Source organism: Pseudomonas sp. F(2018), assembly GCF_005508865.1.
GTDB lineage: Bacteria > Pseudomonadota > Gammaproteobacteria > Pseudomonadales > Pseudomonadaceae > Aquipseudomonas.
Genome location: NZ_SCOM01000004.1, coordinates 238,666 through 263,615 on the forward strand (window position 1 = coordinate 238,666; position 24,950 = coordinate 263,615).

At 66.8% G+C, this 24,950-nt stretch carries 20 protein-coding genes; 10 read left to right on the top strand and 10 right to left on the bottom strand.

Going from position 1 to position 24,950, the window contains the following annotated elements:
• The first annotated feature begins 50 nt into the window (after positions 1–50).
• From FFS62_RS18115 to FFS62_RS18125, 3 genes are all read left to right on the top strand, one after another.
• Positions 51–1,388 (top strand): CSLREA domain-containing protein, encoded by a 1,338-nt coding sequence (locus FFS62_RS18115; protein ID WP_137974241.1) that lies wholly within the window; start codon positions 51–53, stop codon positions 1,386–1,388.
• Positions 1,389–1,521: 133 nt separating this feature from the next.
• Positions 1,522–2,853: a choice-of-anchor Q domain-containing protein gene (locus FFS62_RS18120; protein WP_137974242.1), complete on the top strand. Its 1,332-nt coding sequence runs from the start codon at positions 1,522–1,524 to the stop codon at positions 2,851–2,853.
• Positions 2,854–2,986: 133 nt separating this feature from the next.
• Positions 2,987–4,318, top strand: a complete 1,332-nt coding sequence (locus FFS62_RS18125; RefSeq protein ID WP_137974243.1) for a choice-of-anchor Q domain-containing protein — start codon at positions 2,987–2,989, stop codon at positions 4,316–4,318.
• Here FFS62_RS18125 and FFS62_RS18130 read toward each other — a convergent pair.
• The 9 genes from FFS62_RS18130 to FFS62_RS18170 form a co-directional block, all read right to left on the bottom strand.
• The gene (locus FFS62_RS18130; RefSeq protein ID WP_137974244.1) at positions 4,315–4,995 is read right to left on the bottom strand and encodes a transglutaminase-like cysteine peptidase; all 681 of its coding nucleotides are present in this window, start codon (positions 4,993–4,995) and stop codon (positions 4,315–4,317) included. The two genes, FFS62_RS18125 and FFS62_RS18130, sit on opposite strands and share 4 nt — an antisense overlap.
• Positions 4,996–5,134: 139 nt before the next feature.
• Positions 5,135–5,608, bottom strand: coding sequence for an ester cyclase (locus FFS62_RS18135; RefSeq protein WP_137974245.1), 474 nt, complete (start codon positions 5,606–5,608; stop codon positions 5,135–5,137).
• A gap of 239 nt (positions 5,609–5,847) precedes the next feature.
• Positions 5,848–7,272: a gamma-aminobutyraldehyde dehydrogenase gene (locus FFS62_RS18140; RefSeq protein ID WP_137974246.1), complete on the bottom strand. Its 1,425-nt coding sequence runs from the start codon at positions 7,270–7,272 to the stop codon at positions 5,848–5,850.
• 38 nt (positions 7,273–7,310) lie between these two features.
• Positions 7,311–8,117 carry an ABC transporter permease gene (locus tag FFS62_RS18145; RefSeq protein WP_137974247.1) on the bottom strand — a complete coding sequence of 269 codons (807 nt, stop codon included), beginning with the start codon at positions 8,115–8,117 and terminating at the stop codon, positions 7,311–7,313.
• Entirely contained in the window at positions 8,107–9,051 is a 945-nt protein-coding gene (locus FFS62_RS18150; protein ID WP_137974248.1) for an ABC transporter permease, read from the bottom strand. Before FFS62_RS18150 ends, FFS62_RS18145 begins: the two co-directional genes overlap by 11 nt.
• Position 9,052: 1 nt before the next feature.
• Positions 9,053–10,081, bottom strand: coding sequence for an ABC transporter ATP-binding protein (locus FFS62_RS18155; protein WP_137974249.1), 1,029 nt, complete (start codon positions 10,079–10,081; stop codon positions 9,053–9,055).
• 213 nt (positions 10,082–10,294) lie between these two features.
• Positions 10,295–11,446 carry a putative ABC transporter substrate-binding protein YdcS gene (gene ydcS, locus FFS62_RS18160; RefSeq protein WP_137974250.1) on the bottom strand — a complete coding sequence of 384 codons (1,152 nt, stop codon included), beginning with the start codon at positions 11,444–11,446 and terminating at the stop codon, positions 10,295–10,297.
• A gap of 81 nt (positions 11,447–11,527) precedes the next feature.
• Entirely contained in the window at positions 11,528–12,982 is a 1,455-nt protein-coding gene (locus FFS62_RS18165; protein ID WP_256662296.1) for a gamma-aminobutyraldehyde dehydrogenase, read from the bottom strand.
• Positions 12,983–13,117: 135 nt separating this feature from the next.
• Positions 13,118–14,029 carry a LysR family transcriptional regulator gene (locus tag FFS62_RS18170; RefSeq protein ID WP_137974252.1) on the bottom strand — a complete coding sequence of 304 codons (912 nt, stop codon included), beginning with the start codon at positions 14,027–14,029 and terminating at the stop codon, positions 13,118–13,120.
• 197 nt (positions 14,030–14,226) lie between these two features.
• Between FFS62_RS18170 and FFS62_RS18175 the strand changes: the two genes are divergently transcribed.
• Positions 14,227–14,970 carry a tellurite resistance TerB family protein gene (locus tag FFS62_RS18175; RefSeq protein ID WP_137974253.1) on the top strand — a complete coding sequence of 248 codons (744 nt, stop codon included), beginning with the start codon at positions 14,227–14,229 and terminating at the stop codon, positions 14,968–14,970.
• Between the two features lie 3 nt (positions 14,971–14,973).
• On the opposite strand, the gene FFS62_RS18180 is transcribed toward FFS62_RS18175, so the two are convergent.
• Complete coding sequence (locus FFS62_RS18180; RefSeq protein ID WP_137974254.1) at positions 14,974–16,605, bottom strand: sensor domain-containing diguanylate cyclase; 1,632 nt, start codon at positions 16,603–16,605, stop codon at positions 14,974–14,976.
• 191 nt (positions 16,606–16,796) lie between these two features.
• On the opposite strand from FFS62_RS18180, the gene FFS62_RS18185 reads away from it, so the two are divergent.
• From FFS62_RS18185 to FFS62_RS18210, 6 genes are all read left to right on the top strand, one after another.
• Positions 16,797–18,794, top strand: a complete 1,998-nt coding sequence (locus FFS62_RS18185; RefSeq protein WP_137974255.1) for a VIT domain-containing protein — start codon at positions 16,797–16,799, stop codon at positions 18,792–18,794.
• Entirely contained in the window at positions 18,784–20,139 is a 1,356-nt protein-coding gene (gene xrtQ, locus FFS62_RS23280) for an exosortase Q (protein WP_218569299.1), read from the top strand. Before FFS62_RS18185 ends, xrtQ begins: the two co-directional genes overlap by 11 nt.
• Positions 20,140–20,171: 32 nt before the next feature.
• Positions 20,172–21,104 carry an autotransporter domain-containing protein gene (locus FFS62_RS18195; protein ID WP_137974256.1) on the top strand — a complete coding sequence of 311 codons (933 nt, stop codon included), beginning with the start codon at positions 20,172–20,174 and terminating at the stop codon, positions 21,102–21,104.
• Between the two features lie 316 nt (positions 21,105–21,420).
• A protein-coding gene (prfB, locus tag FFS62_RS18200) for a peptide chain release factor 2 (protein WP_137974257.1) occupies positions 21,421–22,516 on the top strand; the annotation gives its coding sequence in 2 pieces (ribosomal slippage) (positions 21,421–21,492 and positions 21,494–22,516; 1,095 coding nt in all).
• Between the two features lie 63 nt (positions 22,517–22,579).
• Positions 22,580–24,082: a lysine--tRNA ligase gene (lysS, locus tag FFS62_RS18205; RefSeq protein ID WP_137974258.1), complete on the top strand. Its 1,503-nt coding sequence runs from the start codon at positions 22,580–22,582 to the stop codon at positions 24,080–24,082.
• A 131-nt stretch (positions 24,083–24,213) separates the two neighbouring features.
• Complete coding sequence (locus FFS62_RS18210) at positions 24,214–24,927, top strand: TetR/AcrR family transcriptional regulator (protein ID WP_137974259.1); 714 nt, start codon at positions 24,214–24,216, stop codon at positions 24,925–24,927.
• Positions 24,928–24,950: the final 23 nt, after the last annotated feature.

The window sequence follows — 24,950 nt, forward strand, 5'->3', positions numbered from 1 at the left end:
GCGGAAGCCGGGCGTTATCCGCGATAACGTCTTCCCATGGGGGTTCCGCCATGCGTCATGTCCCGTTCGCGCTTGCCTGCGCATCCGTTCTTGCTCTTGCCGACTCCGCACTGGCCCATGATTTTCGGGTCAACCGTTTCGATGATCAGTTCGATGGCGTCTGTGATGCCCACTGCTCGCTGCGTGACGCGATCAGCGCGCACAACCAGATGGGCCAGGGGCCCAACCGCATTCTGCTGCCGGCGGGTACGTTCCAGCTGTCCCTGCCGCCGGAGTATGGGGAGGAGGGGGAGGTCTACGACGAGGATGCAAATCTCAACGGCGACCTCGATGTGCTCGCCGGCAGCGTCATTCTGGTGGGCGCCGGACGAGACAGCAGCATCATCGATGGCGGGCGGCTCGATCGCCTGTTCGAAGTTGCCAGCACGGCCGTGTTGGATGTGCGCGACCTCACCCTGCGCAACGGCTTCACATCGACCAACGGCGGTGCCATCGAGAACCGCGGCCAGGTCATCGTGCGGCGCAGCCGCCTGGCTGACAACCTGATCTCCTATCAGTGGGACGGCCAGCACTACGGCGGCGCGATCTACAACGAAGGCACGCTGGTGGTCTACGACAGCCTCTTTCAGCACAACGTCATCAACATCAATGACAGCGGTAGCGCCCAGGGCGGCGCGCTGTTCAACGCCGGCCGGCTGCAGGTGCGCGACACCCTGTTTGAGAACAACGTGGTGGACACCGATGACGTCACCGGCTTCGGCGCGGCGCTGTTCAACATCGGTGAGGCCAGCATGGCCCGGGTGGCGATTCTGGGCGGCAGGGGCGACGGTCAGGGCACCGCGGTGCGCAACGATGGCAACGGCGTGCTGACCCTGTCCAACGCCACGATCACGGGCAGCGGCAGCCAGGAGTCCGAGACGGATGCGGCGGTGTCCAACGGCTCGGATCACTGGGCCTACCCCGGCAGCCCGCGCCTCAAGCTGCTGAATGTCACCATCGCCGGCAATGGGCAGATGGGGTTGTATAACGACGGTTTCCTCGAACTGCGCAACAGCATCATCGTCGACAACCCGCAGAACAACTGCGTCAACTACGGAACCATCGTGCGCTCCGCCGGCCTGCTGCTCGGCAGCGATTCGGGCAACTGCCCGGCGGACCTGTATGTCGACGAGCAGGCCATCTACGGCAGGGTTCTGTACGCACTTCGGGACAACGGTGCGGGCTTGCCCACCTTCAGCCTGCCGCCGGTCAGCCCGGCGCTGGATTCAGGTGTCGGCATGTGCCCGACCGTAGATCAGCGCGGCTACCCGCGGCCGCAGGATGGCGACGGGGATGGACTGGTGGGGTGCGACCTGGGCGCCTACGAGCGCGGCCCGAGGGTTCACTAAGCGCTAATCGGCGGATAAGCGGTCTTGACTGGGTGCATGCACATCCCTAAGAAGTTATCCGTCGCCTATGTGCGACAGTCTGCGGAAGCTGGGCGTTGTCCGCGAATAACGTCCTGCATCTGGAGACTCCGCCATGCGCTACTCCATATCCGCGCTTGCCTACGCGTCTGTTCTTGCCCTTTCCGATGCCGTCCTGGCCCAGGATCTGAGGGTCAACCGCTTCAACGATGAATTCGACGGTATCTGCGATACCCATTGTTCGCTGCGTGACGCGGTCACGGCCAGCAATCTGCTGGGCGGTGACAACCGCATCCTCCTGCCCGTCGGCATCTACACCCTGGCATTGCCCCCCGATTACGGCGAGGAGGGCGAGGTGTACGACGAAGATCAGAACCTCAATGGCGACCTCGATGTGCTCGCCGGCTCGCTGACCCTGGTCGGCACCGACAGTCGCGACAGCATCATCGACGGTGGCGCGGTCGACCGTCTGTTCGAGGTCGAGGCCGGTGCTGCTCTGACGGTGTTGAATCTGACGCTGCGCAACGGGCAGACCTCCGAGGACGGCGGGGCAATCGAAAACCGTGGCCAGCTGACCGTGCGCCACAGCTTGCTGACCCAGAACCGCTGCCGATATCCATGGGGCGGTGAGCAGAGCGGAGGAGCAATCTTCAGCAGTGGCCAACTCGAGGTGTATGCCAGCCGATTCGAGAGCAACTATGTGCTAACGGGCGATAGCGGCGGGGCTTTTGGCGGAGCCATCTTCAGCTCTGGCACGCTCAAGGTGCGAGACACGCTGTTTGTCGACAATGGCGTGAGTACCGACGACGTAACCGGCATCGGCGGGGCCTTGTTCAATACCGGCGCGGCCAGCGTGATACGGGCATCCTTCGTCAACAACCGTGGCGATGGTCAGGGCGCGGCGATACGCAACGATGGCGACGGCTCGCTGACGCTAGCCAACGTCACCGTGGCGAAGACGCCCTATGCAGGGTTGGAGAGCTTCGCCGCCGTTGCCAACGGGAGCGACTACCCCATGTATCCGGGCACTCCTTCCCTGACGCTGATTCACGCGACCGTTGCGGATAACCTATCGGTCGGGGTGCACAATCAGGGCAATCTGACCGTGCGCAACAGCCTGCTTATCGACAATCGGGAGGGCAATTGCGTCAACGCGGGAACCCTGATGTCCCGCGGATTGCTGCTGGGTGCCGATGCCAGTAATTGCCCTGCGACTGTGTATGCCGATGATCGGAGCATCTATGGCAAGGTGCTCTATGCACTGGCCGACAACAGCGCCGGTTTGCCGATCTTCAGCCTGCCTCCCGCCAGCCCTGCGCTGGACGCGGGTGTCGGCGCGTGCCCGGCCTTAGATCAGCGTGGCTACCCGCGGCCGCAGGATGGCGACGGGGATGGAGTGGTGGGGTGCGACCTGGGCGCCTATGAGCGTGGCCCGAGGGTTCACTGAGTGCTAATCGGCGGATAAGCGGTCTTGACTGGGTGCCTGCGCCCCCCTAAGAAGTTATCCGTCGCCCATGTGCGACAGTCTGCGGAAGCTGGGCGTTGTCCGCGAATAACGTCCCGTATCTGGAGCCTCCGCCATGCGCTACTCCATATCCGCGCTTGCCTGCGCGTCTGTTCTTGCCCTTTCCGATGCCGTCCTGGCCCAGGACCTGAGGGTCAACCGCTTCAACGATGAATTCGACGGTATTTGCGATAGCCATTGTTCGTTGCGCGATGCCGTCAGCGTGAACAACCAGCTGGGTGGCACCAATCGCATCGTGCTGCGGGCCGGTACCTACCAGCTTTCCTTGCCACCGGAATACGGTGTGGACGGTGACGTCTACGACGAGGATCAGAACCTCAATGGCGATCTCGACGTGCTCGCCGGCAATCTGACCGTGGTGGGTGTCGCTCGGCAGGAAACCATCATCGACGGCGGGAGCATCGATAGGTTGTTCGAGGTGGAGGCCGGCGCGGTGCTGGATGTGCAGGACGTGACGTTGCGCAACGGCTATACCACCTCGAATGGCGGCGGTATCGAGAACCGCGGCCATGTCGTGCTGCGTCGCAGTCTGCTGACGGGGCTGCGTATCTGGTACTTGTGGTTCGCTGAGCACCGCGGTGGGGCGATATACAACCAGGGCACGCTAGAGCTTTACGACAGCATTTTGGAAGGCAACGGCATCGCCAATTATGATCTCGGCCGCGCTGAGGGCGGGGCCCTGTTCAATGCCGGCACATTGAGCGTGCGTGACACCCTGTTCCGTAGCAATTCGGTCATCAGCTCCAACAGCATCAGCGCGGGGGCGACACTGTTCAATACGGGTGAAGCCAGCCTGGCGCGGGTGGCCATTCTGGACAGCCGGGCCGATGGCGACGAAGGCGTCGCGGTACGCAACGCGGTCTATGGCGTGCTGACGATGTCCAACGCCACGGTAGCGACCAGCAGTTCGAGGTCCGGGTTTTATTCTGCAGTGGCCAACGGTAACGCCACCGATCTGCTGTATTACTCCCCGCGCATGAAGTTGTTGCATGTCACCATTGCCGATAACGCGGCGGTGGGGCTGCATAACCGCGGTCTCCTGGACGTGCGTAACAGCGTGATTGTCGATAACCAGTTCGGCAATTGCATCAACGACGCAACAGTCCAGCGGGCGAGCGGGCTGTTGCTCGGTCTCGATTCGGGCAATTGCCCCGCCGCTGTCTATGTCGATGACCAGAGCATCTACGGCAAGGTGCTTTATGCACTGGCCGACAACGGCGCCGGTTTGCCGACCTTCAGCCTGCCTCCCGCTAGCCCGGCGCTGGACGCGGGCGTCGGCACGTGCCCGACCGTAGATCAGCGCGGCTACCCGCGGCCGCGCGATGGCGACGGCGATGGCCTGGCGGTGTGCGATCTGGGCGCCTACGAGCGGGGCGCCGCGCGCTAGATGGAGTGCGGGTTGCTGGCCGACAAGCCTTCGGCCAGCGCCCGCGCGCTGACATCCTGCCAGCGCGACAGTAGCTGCGGCGACTGCTTGGACTGCCGCTGCGGCGCGCTGCCGAGGAAGATGCCGTGGTTGTTGAAGGCATAGACCGGCAGCAGGTCGCGGCGCTCGCGGGCCGGCAGGATCTGTGCCTGCAGGTTGTCGAGGATCAGCGGTTCGGCGCGCTCGTCGGCGTAGTAGGCCAGCACCATGTGTGCGCGCTTCAGCTCCAGGGATTTGACGAAGGTCAGGCGCAGCTTGGCGCTGGGCACACCCAGCTGGATCAGGCCGAAATACTTGGCGATGGCGATGTCCTCGCAATCGCCACGGCCCAGGCCGAGGGTCTCGCGTGGCGTGGCCCAGTAGTCGGCCTCGCCCCACACATCCAGATCCTCGCCATGCAGCACGCTGCGGTTGACGAAGCGGTTGACCCGCTCCAGCACAAGCTTCTCGTCATCACTGGCGGGCCGTTCCAGCAACTGTTGCCAGGCCTGCAGGCGGTTGGCGCTGATCGCCTCGGCCAGGGCCGAGGGTTGGGTGTTGCCGGCGTTGCTCGGTGCGCCGCCCAGGCCGACCAATAGCCCCAGCGCGCCGAGCAGGGCGCGGCGCGGCAACAGGCGAATGGGCGAGGGCAGGGGCATGGCGGCTGCTCCGGCCGCCGGGATGGCGGGGCTCGGACGATCCTGAAAGATCGCTCGGTGGACAAGTGTGACGCCCTACTCCCTTTGCCACCGCACCCGCCCAGTTCCGCGCGAATCCATGCGCTGGTTCACGCTCCGCTTACCAGCCCAGCTGCTTGTTGAAGCCGAGGGCGTCGTAGTAGTCGCCCTGGTAGGCGATCTTGCCGTCCTTGATGCGGATGAAGCTGACACCCTCGAACGACAGCGGTTTGCCGGTGGCCTTGGTCTCGGCACTCCAGTCGCCGCTGTTGGTGCCGCTGAACTTCCACTGGAAGGCGATGCCATCGGCGCTGACGATGGGCGCGCTGGTCATCTCCCACTTCAGGTCCGGAACGGCGCCGACGAAGACCTTGATCACGTTGTCGCGGGCGGCGGCCTTGCCGTTCTGCGGTGTGCCGACCGTGGCGTCGAAGTACACCGCGTCCTCGGCCAGGAAGGTCGCGGCCTGGTCGGCGTCATGGGCGTTCCAGGCGGCCATGTAGCCGTCGACTATGGCCTTGGCATCGGCCGCCTGGGCCAGGTGGGCGAAACAGAACAGCGACAGCAGGGATAACGCTCTGACGAGATGACGCATGCTTGCCTCCGTTGCGGGCGTACCCGCAGGTTGTGGGCCGGCTGGCCCGAAATCGGCGTAGCGCTGCTCGCGAGCGGTGCCGAGCACCGCCCGTGGAGCAGGGAAACATTGGAGTTATCTGAGCGTCGCGCGCGCCGGCCGGGCTAGGCGGTCAGAGCCGAGAAAGCGGAATGTACTGAAGTACATGAGCATTTCGAGGTTCTGGCCAACAACGCCCGGTCAAGTGCGCGGCGCTCAGATCAGTGCTTGATCATCACGTGACGGATGGCGGTGTAATCCTCCAGGCCGTACATGGACATGTCCTTGCCGTAGCCGGAGAGCTTGAGGCCGCCATGCGGCATCTCGCTGACCAGCATGAAGTGCGTGTTGACCCAGGTGCAGCCGTACTGCAGGCGCGCTGACAGGCGATGGGCGCGGCCGACGTCGCGGGTCCACACCGAGCTGGCCAGGCCGTAGTCGGAGGCATTGGCCCAGGCCAGGGCCTGCGCCTCGTCGTCGAACGGGGTGACCGAGACCACCGGACCGAACACCTCGCGGCAGACGATCTCGTCGCTCTGCTTGGCGCCGGCCAGCACCGTGGGCAGGAAGAAGAAACCGTTGCCGGCCGGGGCCTTGCCGCCTGTGACCACCTCGATATGCGACACCGCGCTGGCGCGCTCGACGAAGCCGGCCACGCGCTGGCGATGCACCTCGGTGATCAGCGGGCCGAGCTCGGTGCCGTCGTCGTCCTGCAGGCCGTGCTTGATCGAGCCGACCGCCTCGCCGAGCTTGGCCACGAACTTCTCGTAGATGCCCTTCTGCGCATAGATGCGGCAGGCGGCGGTGCAGTCCTGGCCGGCGTTGTAGAAGCCGAAGGTGCGAATGCCCTCGACGGCGGCGTCGATGTCGGCGTCGTCGAAGATGATCACCGGGGCCTTGCCGCCCAGCTCCATGTGCATGCGCTTCACCGAAGCGGCGGTGCTGGAGATGATCTTCGAGCCGGTGGGGATGGAGCCGGTCAGCGACACCATGCGTACCTTGGCGTGGTTGACCAGCGGCTCGCCCACGGCGGCACCACGGCCGAACACGATGTTGACCACGCCGGCGGGGAAGATATCGGCGATCAGCTGGCCCAGGCGCAGGGCGGTCAGCGGGGTCTGCTCGGAGGGCTTGAGCACCACGCAGTTGCCGGCGGCCAGGGCCGGGGCCAGCTTCCAGGCTGCCATCATCAGCGGGTAGTTCCACGGCGCGATTGAGGCGACGACGCCGATCGGGTCGCGGCGGATCATCGAGGTGTGGCCCGGCAGGTACTCGCCGGCGGCGGAACCCTGCAGGCAGCGCGCGGCGCCGGCGAAGAAGCGGAACACGTCGGCGATGGCCGGCAGCTCGTCGTTGCGCGCGGCGGTGTAGGGCTTGCCGCAGTTCTGCGACTCCAGGCGCGCCAGTTCGTCGGCGTTGGCGTCGATGGCGTCGGCCAGGGCCAGCAGCAGCGCGGAACGCTGGCCCGGAGTGGTCTGCGACCAGTCGTCGAAGGCGGCATCGGCGGCGCGTACGGCGGCGTCGATCTGCTCGGCGCTGGCCTCGGGAATCTGTACCAGGGTGCTGCCCAGGGAGGGGTTGAGCACGGGTTGGGCGGCGCCCAGGCCGGCGACCAGTTCGCCGTTGATCAGCAGTTTGGTTTGCATCGCTAGAACCTCGTGTCGTCGGGTTGCATGAATAGGTGCTACTTGCCGCTGCCGGCCACGCCTTCGCCACCCTTGGTCAGGTAGTAGGCGCCGAGGATCGGCAGCATGGTCACCAGCATCACCAGCATGGCGACCACGTTGGTCACCGGTACGTCGCGCGGGCGCGAAAGCTGGTTGAGCAGCCAGATCGGCAGAGTCTTCTCGTGGCCGGCGGTGAAGGTGGTGACGATGATTTCGTCGAAGGACAGGGCGAAGGCCAGCATGCCGCCGGCCAGCAGGGCCGAGCCGAGGTTGGGCAGGACGATGTAGCGGAAGGTCTGCCAGCCGTCGGCACCGAGGTCCATGCTGGCCTCGATCAGGCTGTAGCTGGTGCGGCGGAAGCGGGCGATGACGTTGTTGTAGACGATCACCATGCAGAAGGTGGCGTGGCCGATGACGATGGTCAGCAGGCCCGGCTCGATGCCGAAGGTCTTGAACGCCGAGAGCAGGGCGATGCCGGTGACGATGCCGGGCAGGGCGATCGGCAGGATCAGCAGCATGGACACGCTCTCCTTGCCGAAGAAGTCGCGCCGCCACAGCGCCGCCGCGGCCAGGGTGCCGAGGACCATGGCGATCAGCGTGGCCACTGCCGCCACCTTGAGCGACAGCTCGATGGCCTCGAGCACGTCGGCACGGGCAAAGGCCACCTCGAACCAGTGCAGGGTCAGGCCCTTGGGCGGGAAGCTGAAGCCGGCGCTCTCGGTGTTGAAGGCGTAGAGGAAGATGATCAGGATCGGGAAGTGCAGGAACACCAGCCCGCCCCAGGCGGCCAGTTTCAGGCCGAGGGAAGCTTTCTCAGAGTGCATCGAAGGCCCCCAGACGCTTGACGATGGACAGGTAGACGGCGATCAGCACGATCGGCACCAGGGTGAAGGCGGCGGCCATCGGCATATTGCCGATCGCGCCCTGCTGGGCGTAGACCATGCTGCCGATGAAGTAGCCGGGCGGCCCCACCAGCTGCGGCACGATGTAGTCGCCGAGGGTCAGGCTGAAGGTGAAGATCGAGCCGGCGGCGATGCCCGGAATCGACAGCGGCAGGATCACCTGGAAGAAGGTCTGCCGCGGCTTGGCGCCGAGGTCCGCCGAGGCCTGCAGCAGCGATGGCGGCAGGCGCTCCAGCGAGGCCTGGATCGGCAGGATCATGAACGGCAGCCAGATATAGACGAACACCATGAAGCGCCCCAGGTGCGAGGTCGACAGGGTGTTGCCGCCCACCCCGGGAATGCCGAGGACGAGCTCCAGCAATGGCTGCAGATGCAGCACCTGGACGAACCACATGGCCACCCCGCCTTTGGCCAGCAGCAGGGTCCAGGCGTAGGCCTTGACGATGTAGCTGGCCCACATCGGCAGCATCACCGCGATGTAGAAGAAGGCCTTGGTCTTGCCGTCGGTGTAGCGCGCCATGTAGTAGGCGATGGGGAAGGCCAGCAGGCCGGCGGCCAGGGATACCGCCACGGCCATCGTCAGGGTGCGCAGGATGATGTCGAAGTTGGCGGCCTGGAACAGCGCCTTGAAGTTGCCCAGCGTGAGGTCCGGGGTGACCGTCATGCTGAAGTCGTCGAAGGTGTAGAAGCCTTGCCACAGCAGGGTCAGCAGCGAGCCCAGGTAGATCGCGCCGAACCACAGCAGCGGTGGGATCAGCAGCAGCGACAGGTACAGGGTCGGCTTGCGGTAGAGCAGGCTGGACAGGCGGCGCAGCGGTCCGCCGCCGTCCGCCTGCAGGGCGATGGCCTGACTCATCTCAGGCCTCCTCGCGCAGGGCGACCATGGCCGCGCGGGCCCAGCGCGCGGTGACCCGCTGGCCCGGCTGGCAGGGCGCATCGCCCACGCCCCACTGGTTGTTGGCCTGGCTCACGGCGAAGTTCTGGCCGTTGTCCAACTGCAGCTCGTAGCGGGTGGCGGCGCCCAGGTACTGGATATCGTGCAGCAGGCCACCCACGGCCACCTCGTCGCCGCCCAGGGTACTGCCGTCGCACAGGCGAACGTGCTCGGGGCGGATCGACACGGGGCGCGGCGAGCCGTTGAGTTGCTGCGCCAGCTCGCCCTTGAGCACGTTGCTGGTGCCGACGAACTCGGCGACGAAGGCGCTGGCCGGGTTCATGTACAGGTTGCGCGGGGTGTCGACCTGCTCGATGCGGCCCTTGTTGAACACCGCCACCCGGTCGGACATGGACAGGGCCTCGCCCTGGTCGTGGGTGACGAAGATGAAGGTGATGCCGAGCTGGCGCTGCAGCTTCTTCAGCTCGCTCTGCATCTGCTCGCGCAGCTTGAGATCGAGGGCGCCCAGCGGCTCGTCGAGCAGCAGCACCCGCGGGCGATTGACCAGGGCCCTGGCGAGTGCGACGCGCTGGCGCTGACCGCCGGACAGCTGTGCCGGCTTGCGCACGCCATAGCCGCCGAGGGCGACCAGGGCCAGCGCCTCTTCGGCGCGGGCCAGGCGCTCGGCCTTGGCCACGCCCTTGACCTTGAGGCCGTAGGCGACGTTCTCCAGCACGTTCATGTGCGGGAACAGGGCGTAATCCTGAAACACCGTGTTGACGTCGCGCTGGTAGGGCGGCAGGCCGGCGGCCTCCTCGCCGTGGATGCGGATGGAGCCGGCGCTGGGCTGCTCGAAGCCGGCGATCAGGCGCAGGCAGGTGGTCTTGCCCGAGCCGGAGGGGCCGAGCATGGAAAAGAATTCGCCGTCCCGGATGTCGATGGACACCCGGTCGACGGCCTTGACCTCGCCGAACACGCGGGACACATCGGTGAATTGCACTGCAAGGGTCATCTCGAACACTCCAGGAGGAAAGCCACCCACCACCCCTGCCAGGGTTTTGCCGACACGGGGCAGGAGCGTCGGTGGTGGGTGTACAACGGGAAAGCGGTGGAAGTAGGGACTACTCCCTCTCCCAAAGGGAGAGGGGAGATCAATCGCGTAGGGCGGGTGAAACCCGCAGTGGAGGCCGCGGGTTTCACCCGCCCTACGTGGTCAGCAGGATGCTTACCTTCCGCCCATGATGGCGATGTAGTCCTGGGTCCAGCGGCTATAGGGCACGTACTTGCCACCCTCGGCCTGCGGGGTCTTCCAGAAGGCGATCTTGTCGAAGTTGTCGAAGCCGTTGGTCTTGCAACCCTCGGCGCCGAGCAGGGCGTTGCCTTCGCACGCGGTCGGTACCGCCGGCACCGAGCCGAACCAGGCGGCCAGGTCACCCTGCAGCTTGGGCTGCAGCGACCAGTCCATCCACTTGTAGGCGCACACCGGGTGCTTGGCCTCGGCGTGCAGCATGGTGGTGTCGGCCCAGCCGGTGGCCCCTTCGCTGGGCACGGTGGAGGCGATCTCCTGCTTCTCCAGCTGCAGCGCATTGACCTGGTACGGCCAGGCGCTGGAGGCGACCACGCCCTCGTTCTTGAAGTCGTTCATCTGCACGGTGACGTCGTGCCAGTAGCGGTGGATCAGCGGTTGCTGCTGACGCAGCAGTTCCAGCGCGGCGGCGTACTGCTCCTCGTTGAGCAGGTAGGGATCGGTGATGCCCAGCTCCGGCTTGTGCGTCTTCAGGTACAGCGCGGCGTCGGCGATATAGATCGGGCCGTCGTAGGCCTGCACGCGGCCTTTGTTGCTCTTGCCGTCGGCCAGGGTCTGTTCCTCGAATACCACCTTCCAGCTGCTCGGCGCCTCCTTGAACAGCTTGGTGCTGTACATCAGCACGTTCGGGCCCCACTGGTAGGGCGTGCCGTAGTGCTGGCCGCCGACCACGTGCCAGGGTGCATTCTTCAGGCGCTCGTCGATGTTCTTCCAGCTGGGGATCAGGTCGACGTTGACCGGCTGCACGCGCTTGCCGGCGATCAGGCGCAGGGAGGCGTCACCCGAGGCGGTGACCAGGTCGTAGCCGCCCTTGGCCATCAGGCTGACCATCTCGTCGGAGGTGGCGGCGGTCTTGACGTTGACCTTGCAGCCCGAGTCCTTCTCGAACTGGGTCACCCAGTCGTAGTTCTTGTCGGTCTCGCCGCGCTCGATGTAACCGGGCCAGGCGATGATATCGAGCTGGCCTTCGGCCTGGCCCAGGGTCTTGAGCGGTTCGGCGGCCTGCACGGCGCTTGCGGCGAGCAGGGCGGTGGCGACAGCGCTGAGCAGTGCGGTTCTTGGCGCGGACATCGTGATTCCCTCTTGTTGTGACCTGTTATCGGGGCAGATGAATGTCGTTCGGCAAGACGGCTGCCGAGCCGGCGGTTGGTTTCAGTCTAGTTGTTGTCCATGGCGCGCCATGATGTGGCGTACCACGCTGTAGTCCTGCAACGAGTCGCTGGACAGGTCCTTGCCGTAGCCGGAGCGCTTGAGCCCGCCGTGGGGCATCTCGCTGGCCAGCATGAAATGGGTGTTGATCCAGGTGCAGCCGTACTGCAGGCGGTTGGCCAGCTGGAAGGCCTTGTCCAGGTCCTGCGTCCACACCGAGCTGGCCAGGCCGTACTCGGAGTCGTTGGCCCAATCCAGCGCCTGGCTCAGCTGGTCGAAGCGGGTGACCGTGACCACCGGGCCGAACACCTCGCGCTGGACGATCTCGTCGCTCTGCCTGCAGCCGGCCAGCAGGGTCGGCTGGTAGTGGAAGCCGGGGCCGGAATGCACGGCGGCGCCAGTGACCCGCTCGATATGCGGCTGACCGAGGGCGCGCTCGACGAAGCTGGCCACGCGGTCGCGCTGGCGAGCGCTGATCAGCGGGCCGATCTCGTTGTCGGCGTCCTTCTTGCGGGCGAAGCGGATGCTCGCCACGGCCTCGCCCAGCTCGCTCACCAGGCGGTCGTGGATGCCGGCCTGGGCGTAGATGCGGCAGGCGGCGGTGCAGTCCTGGCCGGCGTTGTAGTAGCCGTGGGTGCGGATGCCCTGGACCAAGGCGTCGAGGTCGGCGTCGTTGCAGACGATCACCGGCGCCTTGCCGCCCAGCTCCAGGTGAGTGCGTTTCAGGGTGCGCGCGGCGCTCTGCAGGATCTTCTGACCGGTGACGATATCGCCGGTCAGCGACACCATGCGCACCCGCGGGTGGCCGACCAGGCTGCTGCCGATGCCTTCGCCGCCGCCGCAGACGATGTTCAGCACGCCGGCCGGCAGGATCTCGCGCAGCGCCGGCGCCAGCGCCAGGATCGACAGCGGTGTGTGCTCCGAGGGTTTGAAGATCATGGTGTTGCCGGCGGCCAGGGCCGGGGCGATCTTCCACGCGGCCATCATCAGTGGGTAGTTCCACGGCGCGATGGAGGCGACCACGCCGACCGGGTCGCGGCGCACCAGGCTGGTATGTCCGGCCACGTATTCGCCGGCCAGCTGGCCCTGCTGGCAGCGCACGGCGCCGGCGAAGAAGCGGAACACGTCGGCGGTGGCCGGCAGGTCGTCCTGGCGCGCCAGGTGCACGGGCTTGCCGCAGTTCAGCGCCTCCAGCGCCGCCAGTTGCTCGGCCTGGGCGTCAATGGCATCGGCGATGGCGAGCAGGGCGCTGGCGCGCTGGGCGGGAGTGGTGCGCGACCAGCTTGGGAAGGCGCGATGGGCGGCCTGGACGGCGGCCTCCAGCTGTTCCAGCGAGGCCTCGGCGATGCTGCACAGCACTTCGCCGCTGGCCGGGTTGAGGATGGTTTCGGCGACGCCTTCCCCGCCGACCAGTTGGCCGTCGATCAGCAATGCGCTGTGCAGGGTGGGCGTGCTCATCTTCGCGTTTCTTCTGTTATTCGCTGCGGCAGGCATGGCGGCTCCGGTTGGCCCGGGCGCCCGCGTCCATAAGGAAGCGAGACTAGAGTCCGGGCTTGAGGTCTACAAATTCTAAATATTGAAAGCGGCGTTCGATTAAATCGAAACCTTGCGACTGTTGGGCTGCTCGCGGGCCAGGGTCAGGAACGGATCGACCAGCGCCGGCCGCGCGGTGCCGCGGCGCCAGGCCAGGCCGACGTCGAGTGGCTCGCCGAGGTCCACCAGCGGGCGCGCCTCGATGATGTCGCCCTCCAGCGACCAGGGCCGGTAGGTCATGTCCGGCTGGATCGACAGGCCGAGGCCTGCCGCCACCAGGCTGCGCACGGCCTCCACCGAGGCGGTGCGCAGCGTCACGTGCGGCGTCAGGCCGGCGCGGCTCCAGATGCGCTGGGTGTGCAGGCCCATCTCGTCGGCGTTGAGCTGGATCAGCGGCTCGCCGGCCACGTCGGCGAGGCCGATGCTGTCGCGCTCCAGCAGCGGATGCCGGGCCGGCAGCCATAGACGGTGTGGCGAGTGGGTCAACACCTCGGTCTGTAGGGCGTGGCGATCTTCCAGGTTGGAGAGGATCAGCACGCCAACGTCGATCTCGCCACTCACCAGCAGGTGCTCGATATAGGGACGCTCGTCCTCCACCACGCGGGTCTGCACGTTGGGATAGGCGCGCTGGAAGCGGGTGATCAGATCGGCCAGGTAGTAGCCGGCCACCAGGCTGGTCACGCCGATGGTGAGGCTGCCGGCAACCTGATCGGTGCTCTGCTGCAGGCTGCGCTTGGCGTTGTCCACGGTGGCCAGGATCAGGTGCGCCTGGCGCAGGAACTGGTGGCCCTGGTGGGTCAGGCTCATGCCCTTGGCGTGGCGGTTGAACAGGCTGACGCCGATCTCCTCCTCCAGCTGCTGGATGGCCAGGGTCAGGGTCGACTGGGAGATGAACACCGCCTGGGCGGCGGCGGAGATCGAGCCGGTCTCGGCGACGGCGATGAAGTGGCGGATCTGGCGCAGGGTCATCATGACGGGCAATCCGGTGCGGCGGGCTGTGGGGATTATGGTTTATCGAAAATAGCTAAAGCCGTTCTTTTTATTCGAAAGAAGAGGGCTTGTCCCTGGCGCCTGCAATATTCCGAAGCACTGCGTCACTTCCGCCCGGGGGGCATGTGGCTAGAATCGGGGCACTTCCATGGAACGGTTAACCCTGAAGGAGGGCTCAGATGAATACCCGTGGACTGCTCGACCAATTGCTCAAATCCGGCCAGGACCTGCTGCAGCAGAAGTCCGGCTCATCGTCGCCCGGCGGCCTGGGCGGATTGCTCGGTGGCATCGCCGGCGGCGCGAGTGGCGGTAAAGGCGGTGGCGATCTCGGCACCCTGCTCAAGGGCGCCGGCGGCGGTGCGCTGGCAGCCGGTGCCCTGGGCCTGCTGCTGGGTAACAAGAGCGCGCGCAAGCTGGGCGGCAAGGCGCTGACCTATGGCGGCCTGGCCGCGCTCGGGGTGATCGCCTACAAGGCCTACGGCAACTGGCAGGCCCAGCAACAAGGCACGGCGCAGCCGCGCGTCGAGCCGCAGACCGTCGACCGCCTGCCGGCGCCCCAGGCCGAGCTGCACAGCCAGGCCATCCTCAAGGCGCTGGTGGCGGCGGCCAAGGCCGATGGCCATGTGGACGCCAAGGAGCGCCAGCTGATCGAGGAGCAGATCGGCGCGCTGGCCAACGATCCCGAGCTGCTGCGCTGGCTGGACGCCGAGCTGAACAAACCGCTCGACCCGGGCGAGGTGGCGCGTGCCGCCACTACCCCGGAGATGGCCGCGGAGATGTACATCGCCAGCGTGCTGATGGTGGACGAGGAGCACTTCATGGAGCGCGCCTACCTGGAGGAGCTGGCGCGTCAGCTCAAGCTGGATCCGTCGCTCAAGGCCGAGCTGGAAGCTCAGGTGCGCCAGGAACTGGTGGTCAGCTGAGGCTCAGGCGGGGTTCCGGGTGCCGTCCTGGAACTCCGCGCGATTACGCCCGGCGTGCTTGGCGCGATACAGCGCCTGGTCGGCCAGCTCCAGCACGCTCTCCAGTTCGGCATTGTCCAGCGGCCACAGGGCGCCGCCGATGCTGCAGCCGATCCTCACTTCCTGTTCGTCGATCCGCACCGGTTGTTGCAGGCCATGCAGCACGCGCTCGGCCACGTAACGAATGCGCGCCTGCGCTTCCTCGTCCTGCACCCGTAGCACCAGCACGAACTCGTCGCCGCCCAGGCGCGCCACCAGGTCGCCTTCGCGTACGCAGCCGCGCAGGCGTACGGCCACGTGCTTGAGCAACTGGTCGCCGGCGGCGTGGCCGAGCTGGTCGTTGACCGGCTTGAAGCCGTCCAGGTCGAGATAGAGCAGGGCCAGGGCGCCTTCGCGCTGCTTGGCCAGCATGAGGAATTTCTCCAGCGCGGCGCGGTTGGCCAGGCCGGTCAGCGGGTCGCTGTAGGCCTTGTTCTCCATCAGGCCGAGGGCGTTCTGCTGGTGGGTCAGGCTCTCCACCAGATGGCGGATCGACTGGCTGAGCACGGCGATCTCACGGGGGCTGTCGAGGTCGGGGATCTCGGCGATCTGCCCGACGCTGAGGCGGTCGGCGGCTTCGGCGATCTGGCGCAGCGGGCGGGTGAAGTAGCCGGTCAGCAGCCAGCCGACGGCGGCGAACAGCAGCGCCAGGCCGACGCCCCACAGCACGATGTTGGTGCTCAGCGCCCGGGCCGGCGCATAGGCCTCGTCCAGCGATTGCCGCGCCACCACTATCCAGCCGAGACCGGCATAGTCCTGGTAGCCCTGGCTGGCGGCGAAGCTGGTGACGTACTCCTGGCCGTCCGGCCAGCGTTGCACGGCCCACTGGCCATCCTCGGCGAGAGGGCGATCGAGGGCATGCAGTTCCAGGCGCTGGCCGATCATGGCCTTGGGGCCGAGCAGCACCGTGTGGTCGCTCCCGAGGATCAGAAACTCCACATTGCGGCGCTGCTGGATGGGCTCGACCAGCGAGCGCCGCACCTCGTCCGCCCAGGCCCAGGACAGGTGGGTAGCCAGCACCCCGGCCAGCTTGTCGTTCGGGCCGTACACCGGCAGGCTGATGTCGACGAACTTCATCGGTTCGCCGCTCGGGTTGGGCAGCAGCTTGGCCAGCAGCACGGCCTCGTGCACGTCGCCGATGAACAGGCCGCGGTAGCCCTGGATATACACCGGGCGCTGGGCCAGGCTGGCGCCCTGGAGGATGCCGCCGCTGGAGGCCAGCACGCTGCCCTTGGGGTCGGTGAAGCCGATCCAGGCGATGCTGGGAATCTCCCGCTTGAGGCGGTCGAGCAGCTCGCGGATCTGCCCGGCGTCGTCCGGCTGGCGCAGCACATTCAGGCTGCCGAGCACCTGCAGGTAGGCGGCTCGGCTGGCCATGTCGCGGTCCAGGCGGTCGATCATCTGCAGCGAAACTTCTACCAGGTCACGGCCGACTTCTTCGCGGATGCGCTGACTGGATTCGTTGCCGATCAGTGTGCCGAGCAGCCAGCTGAGCAGGGTCACCAGCAGGGCGATGAGCAGGGCGATATGGCTGCGCAGACTGAAGGCTGGGCGCATCAACGGCGACTCCGAATGCATGACGGTGGCGGTTCGCCCTGGCGCGGGCCATAGCGGGGTGTCGGGCCTTCTCTGCAGGGTAGTTCAGGCCGCTCGGCGAGCATTCCACACAAAGCCCACGCAATCTTCAAACTTTTCCCACTCTGCGCTCGCAGCATCCCGCCATCAGCAATCGAGAGCGGGAGGTGGATATGTTGCCGGGAATTGGCAGGCGAACCCTTAGGGCGGCCCTGGGGCTGATGCTGTTGGGCTGCGCGACGCTGGTGGCGGCGCAGCAGGATCAGGGGGAGAGCCCTTACTTCGCGGTGGAGGGCGGCGATGGCGTGGTGGACGCCCTGCCGCTGAAGTCCACCGATGTGCAGGTGCGCATTCTCGGCGTGATGGCCGATGTGCGGGTGGTGCAGCGCTATCGCAACGAGGGCCAGCAGGCGCTGGAGGCGCGCTACGTATTCCCCGGCTCGACCCGCGCGGCCGTGTACGGCATGACCGTGCGCCTGGGCGAGCGCGAGCTGCGTGCGCAGATCCGCGAGAAGCAGAAGGCCAAGGTCGAGTACCAGCAGGCCAAGAGTGCCGGCAAGACCGCGGCGCTGCTGGAGCAGCAGCGCGAGAACGTGTTCCAGATGCAGGTCGCCAACATCCTGCCGGGCGACGAAGTCGACGTGGAGTTGCGCTACACCGAGCTACTGCTGCCGGAGGAGGACGTGTACCGTTTCGTCTTTCCGACGGTGGTCGGGCCGCGCTACAACGGCAAGCCGGGCAGCGCTAGCCACAAGGCCGAGCCCTGGATCGCCACGGCCCATCTGGGCGAGGGCGTGCCGTCGAGTGCGGGCTTCAGTCTCGACATCGACCTGATGGCGCCGACGCCGCTGGCGGATGTCGCCTCGCCCAGCCACCCGCTGCGGCGTGAGCAGGTGGAGGCCAACCGGCTGCAACTGAGCCTGGGCGACGACGGCCGGCCGGCGAACAACCGCGACTTCGTGCTCGACTATCGCCTGTCCGGCGCCGACTTCCAGAGCGGTGTGCTGCTCAGCGAAGGCGCGCAGGAGAACTTCTTCCTCGCCCTGGTGGCGCCGCCACGGCAGGCGCCGAGCAGCCTGATCGTGCCGCGCGAGTACATCTTCGTGGTGGATATCTCCGGCTCCATGCACGGCTTCCCGCTGGATACCGCCAAGCAGCTGCTGCGCCAGCTGATCGGCGGCCTGCGCCCGGCCGACAGCTTCAACGTCCTGCTGTTCTCCGGCAGCAGTAGCATGCTGGCGCCGCAGTCGCAGCCGGCCACCGAGGACAATATCGAGACGGCGCTGGCGCTGCTCGACACGCAGATGGGCTCCGGTGGCACCGAGCTGTTGCCGGCGCTGCGTCAGGCCCTGGCGATACCGGTGGATGCCGAACGTTCGCGCAGCTTCGTGGTGGTCACCGACGGCTTCGTGGCGGTGGAGCGCGAGGCCTTCCGGCTGGTGCGCGAGAACCTGGACAAGGCCAACCTGTTCGCCTTCGGCATCGGCAGTTCGGTCAATCGCCAGCTGATCGAGGGGCTGGCTCGTGCCGGTCAGGGCGAGCCGTTCGTGGTGCTGGATGCCGAGTCGGCGCAGCAGGAGGCCGAGCGTCTGCGGCGGATGATCGATGCGCCGCTGCTGGCCAGCCCCAAGCTGACGTTCGAGGGGCTGGACGTCTACGACGTGGAGCCGGCGCTGCTGCCCGACCTGTTCGCCGAGCGCCCGCTGGCGGTGTTCGGCAAGTGGCGCGGCCCGGCCCAGGGTCGCCTGCGGGTGGAGGGGCATGGCAGCCAGGGTCCTTTCCGGGCCGAGGTGCCGATAGTTGCGGCCGAGGTGCGCAAGGACAGCCAGGCGCTGACGCATCTGTGGGCGCGCCGCCGGGTGGCCACGCTGGTGGACCAGGAAACCCTCGAGGGTGGTTACGAGCACAGCCAGGCGATTCTCGACCTCGGCCTCAAGTACGGGTTGCTGACGCCCTATACCTCGTTCATCGCCGTGGACGAGCAGGTGCGCAATCCCGATCCGGGCGCGGCGGCCAAGGTTCAGCAGCCATTGCCGCTGCCCCAGGGCGTGAGCAACCAGGCGATCGGCGCGCTGGTGCCGAGCACGCCGGAGCCGGCGGCCTGGGCCATGCTGCTGATCGCCGCGCTGGGCATGGTCTGGGCGAGCCGGCGCCGCAGCCATGCGCACTGACAGGCTGCCGCGCCTGCCGGCCTGGCTCTGGCTGGTGCTGGCGAACACCGCGCTGTGGCCGCTGTGGCTGTGGAGCGCGCGGCGCTTGAGCGATGGCTCGGATGACCCCTACGGCATCGTCGCGCTGGGCGCGCTGTTGCTGGTGCTGTGGCGCGAGCGCACGGGCTTTGTCGAGGCGCCGCGCCTGGGCTGGCTGCTGGCGGCGGTCGCGCTGGCCGTCTCGGCGGTGCTCGGTCAGGGGTTCTGGCCGCCGCTGCCCCGCGCCGCTCTGGGCGTGCTGGCGGTGCTCTGCGTGGCCATGGCCCTGCGCGGCGCCGGGCAGCCGCGCCTGGCCTGGTTCGGCCTGGGGCTGCTGGCGCTGCCGCTGCTGTCGTCGCTGCAGTTCTACCTGGGTTATCCGCTGCGTGTGCTCACCGCCGAGGCCAGTGTCTGGCTGCTGCGCGGCGGCGGGCTGGAGGCTGCGCGCCAGGGCAGCGCGCTGGAGGTGGGCGGGCAGCTGGTGATGGTCGACGCCCCGTGCTCCGGCATCCAGATGGCCTGGGTCGCCTATTTCACCGCCTTCGCCTCCGCCGCCTGGTTGCGCCTGCCGGACCGCCTGCTGCTGCGCAGGATCCCACTGCTCGGTGCGCTGGTGCTGGTCGGCAATATCCTGCGCAACAGCCTGCTGGTGCTGCAGGAGACCGGCCGCCTGGGTTGGCCGGGCTGGATGCACGAGGGCATCGGCCTGCTGGTGTTCGTCGCGGTCTGCGCCCTGGTGCTGCGCTTCGTCGGCGCCGGCGTGTGGCAGCCGGCGCCGCTGCCGGTGCGGGCTCTGGCAGTCGCGACAGCGGGCATCTGGCAGCTGTCGTTGGCGCTGGTATTCGTCGGTCTGGGTGGCTGGCCGCTGGTGCAGGGCCAGGCGGAGCCGGCGCAGCCGTTGGTTCGCTCGCACGAATGGCCGCAGCACTTCGCCGGCCGCGAGTTGCGCCCGCTGGCGCTGTCGCCGGTGGAACTGCAGTTCGCCGCGCAGTTTCCCGGCGCCATCGGCCGCTTCAGCGACGGCGAACGCGTCATCAGCCTGCGTCACGTCACCCGGCCGACGCGCAAGCTGCATCCGGCGGCGGACTGTTTTCGCGGGCTCGGCTATCGCATCGCTGCGCAGGCGCTGGAGCGGCGCGTTGCCGCTTCCGGCGTGCAGCGCTGTTTCGTCGCCGAGGGCCCGGGCGGCCCGCTGCGCGTGTGCGAGTACATCGAGGACGCCGCCGGCGCCAGCTTCAGCGACCACTCTGCCTGGTACTGGAGCGCGCTGGCCGGCGAGTCGCGCGGCCCCTGGCTGGCGGTGACCACGGCGCAGCCTCTGCCCTGATAGACTCCGGCCAGGCCAGCGGGAGGGCGGATATGGCAAGGCGAACGACACTGGGCACGGTGGTGCTGGCATTGATCGGTCAGGCCGCGCAGGCCGGCGATCTGTTGCTCGATCAGCGCGCGCTGCTGCTGGACGACAGCCGCCTGCCGCGCGAGGCGGCGCTGGATCGCCTGCAGCAGGTACGTTTCGCCTTCCGCGAGAAGCAGGCGCAGGAGCGCGAGTGGCCGCTCTGGTCGCGGGCCTACGGCGTCGACGGTACGTGGGATGGCGGGCTGGAGCGCGATGGCGAGGGGCTGCTGCTCGGTCTGGATCGGCCGCTGGGCGGGCAGTGGATCGGCGGCGTGCTGGCCGGGGTGTCGCGAACCCGCCTGCAGGACGATACCGGCCACGCCGACAGCGACAGCACGCACCTGGGCCTGTATGCCGCCACGCGCATCTACAACCAGCTGGGCTTCAAGCTCGGCGCGCTGCAGGGCTGGCACGAGCTGGAGCGGGGCGAGCGGGCGCGCAGCTGGCAGCTGTTCGGCGAGAGTAGCCTGGCCCTGGATTTTCGTGATTTCACCCTGGAGCCCTTCGCCGGCCTGGCCTATGTGCAGCTGGATGCGCCCAGCCAGCGCGAGCGCGGGCTGTACCTGCCGGGGGCGGACGAGGAGAGCGGCTATCTCACTCTCGGCTGGCGCCTGGCCGCGCCCTGGTACGTGCAGCAGCGCAAGTGGGTCGGCCGCGCCAGCCTGGCGCTGCGCCAGGACCTGGGCAGCGACCGGCTGGCCAGTCGCGCCTGGAGCGAGGAGGGCGATGCGCTGCACCTGCAGGGCCGTGAGTTCGAACGCAGCACCCTGCGCCTGGACCTGAGCCTGGATCACGAGCTGAGCGAGCGCTGCTACCTCGGCCTGACCTACGCCGGCCACTACGCCGAGGATGCCCGCGACAGCGCCCTGGCGGCGCGGCTCAGCGTGAAATTCTGAGGGGCGCCCACACACGACCTGCTGCGCGTCGGCCAAACGGGAGCGAAAGCTCGCTCAGAATGCTCATTTACCGCCTGTAAACTGCGCTTCTTCGCTCGCTTTCGCCCCCGTTTGTCTCTAGCTCGCTAGATCGTGAGCGGGCGCGGCCCGCCGGTCAGTGCGCGGGCTGCCAGGGCGCGGCGAGTCGGGTATACTCGCCGGCTTTTCAGAAACTTTGCGGTCGCGGCCCCTGCCGTGCCCGGTCGAGCCAGGCGCAACGCCGCTCCGACCGGCCGGATCGGTCGTTCTGCGCCTTTGCCCGAGAGTGCTGCCCACCATGGAAATCAATCCGATCCTCAACAGCATCAAGGACCTGTCCGAGCGGACCCTGTCGATTCGGGGGTATCTTTGACTACGATCAGAAGCATGATCGCCTGGTCGAAGTAAACCGCGAGCTGGAAGACGCCAGCGTCTGGAACAAGCCCGAATACGCCCAGAGCCTGGGCCGTGAGCGCGCCATGCTGGCGCAGATCGTCGGCACCATCGACGAGCTCACCGGCGGTCTGGCCGATTCCAAGGATCTGCTGGAAATGGCCGCCGAGGAAAACGACGAAGGCGCGGTGAACGACGTCGCCGCCGAAGTCGAGCGCCTGCGCGAGATCCTCGAGAAGCTGGAATTCCGCCGCATGTTCAGCGGCGAGATGGACGCCAACAACTGCTACCTGGACATCCAGGCCGGCTCCGGCGGTACCGAGGCCCAGGACTGGGCCAATATCCTGCTGCGTATGTACCTGCGCTGGGCCGACAAGCGCGGCTTCGATGCCACCATCATCGAATTGTCCGAGGGCGAAGTCGCCGGCATCAAGGGCGCCACCGTGCATATCAAGGGCGAATACGCCTTCGGCTGGCTGCGCACCGAGATCGGCGTGCACCGCCTGGTGCGCAAGAGCCCGTTCGACTCCGGCGCCCGTCGCCACACCTCGTTCTCGGCGGTGTTCGCCTCGCCCGAGATCGACGACAAGGTCGAGATCGAGATCAACCCGTCCGACCTGCGCATCGACACCTACCGCTCCTCCGGTGCCGGCGGTCAGCACGTCAACACCACCGACTCGGCGGTGCGTATCACCCACGTGCCGACCAACACCGTGGTGGCCTGCCAGAACGAACGCTCCCAGCACGCCAACAAGGACACCGCCATGAAGATGCTGCGGGCCAAGTTGTACGAGCTGGAGATGATGAAGCGCAACGCCGCCTCCCAGGCCCTGGAAGACTCCAAGTCGGATATCGGCTGGGGCCACCAGATCCGCTCCTACGTGCTCGACGACTCGCGCATCAAGGATCTGCGGACCGGCGTCGAGCGTAGCGACTGCCAGAAGGTCCTCGATGGCGACCTCGACCAGTACCTCGAGGCCAGCCTCAAGCAAGGCCTGTAATACCTTTCGATTCCGCCCTCGCGCTGAGGGCGGCAACGACACCGTGACGGAAATGACGACGACATGAGCGACCAACAACTCGACCAGCACGACCTGCAACAGGAAGAAAACAAGCTGATTGCCCAGCGCAAAGAGAAGCTTGCCGCCATCCGTGAGCAGGGCAACGCCTTCCCCAACGACTTCCGCCGCGACAACTACTGCGCCGACCTGCAGAAACAGTACGCGGAAAAGACCAAGGAAGAGCTGGAAGCCGCTGCCATTCCGGTCAAGGTCGCCGGGCGCATCATGCTCAACCGTGGCTCGTTCATGGTGATCCAAGACATGACCGGGCGCATCCAGGTCTACGTCAACCGCAAGACCCTGTCGGAAGAGACCCTGGCCGCGGTGAAGACCTGGGACATGGGCGACATCATCTCCGCCGTCGGTACCCTGGCCCGTTCCGGCAAGGGCGACCTGTATGTCGAGATGACCGACGTGCGCCTGCTGACCAAGTCGCTGCGCCCGCTGCCGGACAAGCACCACGGCCTGTCCGACACCGAGCAGCGCTACCGCCAGCGCTACGTCGACCTGATCGTCAACGAGGACGTGCGCCAGACCTTCCGCGTGCGTTCCCAGGTGATCGCCCATATCCGCAGCTTCCTGATGAAACGCGACTTCCTCGAAGTCGAAACGCCGATGCTGCAGACCATCCCCGGCGGCGCCGCGGCCAAGCCGTTCGAGACCCACCACAACGCCTTGGACATGCAGATGTTCCTGCGTATCGCCCCGGAGCTGTACCTCAAGCGCCTGGTGGTCGGTGGCTTCGAGAAGGTCTTCGAGATCAACCGCAACTTCCGTAACGAAGGCGTTTCGACCCGGCACAATCCCGAGTTCACCATGCTCGAGTTCTACCAGGCCTACGCCGACTACGAAGACAACATGGACCTGACCGAGGAGCTGTTCCGCGAGCTGGCCCTGGCGGTGCTCGGTACCACCGACGTGCCTTACGGCGACAAGGTGTTCCACTTCGGCGAGCCGTTCGTGCGCCTGTCGGTGTTCGACTCGATCCTCAAGTACAACCCGGAAATCACCGCCGCCGATCTCAACGACATCGACCGCGCCCGCGAGATTGCCAAGAAGGCCGGCGCCAAGGTGCTCGGCTTCGAAGGCCTGGGCAAGCTGCAGGTGATGATTTTCGAGGAGCTGGTCGAGCACAAGCTGGAGCAGCCGCACTTCATCACCCGCTACCCGTTCGAAGTCTCGCCGCTGGCCCGTCGCAGCGACGACGACCAGAGCGTCACCGACCGCTTCGAGCTGTTTATCGGTGGCCGCGAGATCGCCAACGCCTATTCCGAGCTGAACGACGCGGAAGACCAGGCCGAGCGCTTCATGCAGCAGGTGGCCGACAAGGACGCCGGTGACGACGAGGCCATGCACTACGACGCCGACTTCGTCCGCGCCCTGGAATACGGCATGCCGCCCACCGCTGGCGAGGGTATCGGGATTGACCGGCTGGTAATGCTACTGACCAATTCGCCATCCATCCGCGATGTGATCCTGTTCCCGCATATGCGGCCGCAGGCTTGATCGGAGGCCCTGGAAAGGGCACCGTCGAGGTGAGGGTGGCACTTGGCCATCCAGCTGTTTGAAACTCAGGGGTCTACCGTCGCGGCAGGCCCCTGTTTTTTATCTTCAGTCAGTGCGAGGAACGATCAGCAGTGAACCTCAGCTCCGCCTCGGAATGCCCGGTCAGACTGGCCGGCGACCTAGCCGAATCCGTGCAGTATCGCGGCCGCAAGGCCAGTCGTCAGGGTAGTGAACAACGCCGCCTGAGTATTCTCGATGCGGCATTGCGCATCATCGTTCGCGAGGGGCTGCGCGGCGTGCGCCATCGCGCGGTGGCCGCCGAGGCCGGGGTGCCGCTGTCGGCCACCACCTACTACTTCAACGACATCCAGGACCTGATCGCCGACAGCTTCGCGCTGTTCGTCAAACGCAGCTCGGCCAGCCTGGCCACGCTGTGGGCCGGGGTGGACGAGGACTTCCGCCGCATCGCCGCAGCCATCGAGCACGATCCGGGGGCCCGTCGCGAGATGGTCACCCACTTCATCGACCTGGCCGAGGCCCATGTCCAGGCCAAGATGCGCGAGCACGACGACGAGCTGCTGGTGGAGCTGGCCTTCCGCCAGGAGGCGCTGACCAACGCGGAGTTGCGCCCGCTGTTCCTCGCCCACCAGAGCCTGCGTTTTCGCTTCGCCGAGCGTGCGGTGCGGGCCATGGGCTCCACGGCGCCTTTCGAGGATGCGCAGGTGTTGACTACGCTGGTTTTGCGGATGGAATATCATGCCATTGTCGACGGGGTGGAAGACTTCGATCTAGAGGCCCAGCGCGCCGTTCTCCAGCGCTTCCTGGACCTGCTGATCGGGCCTTGAGTCCCAGCCCCGCCCCGGCGGGG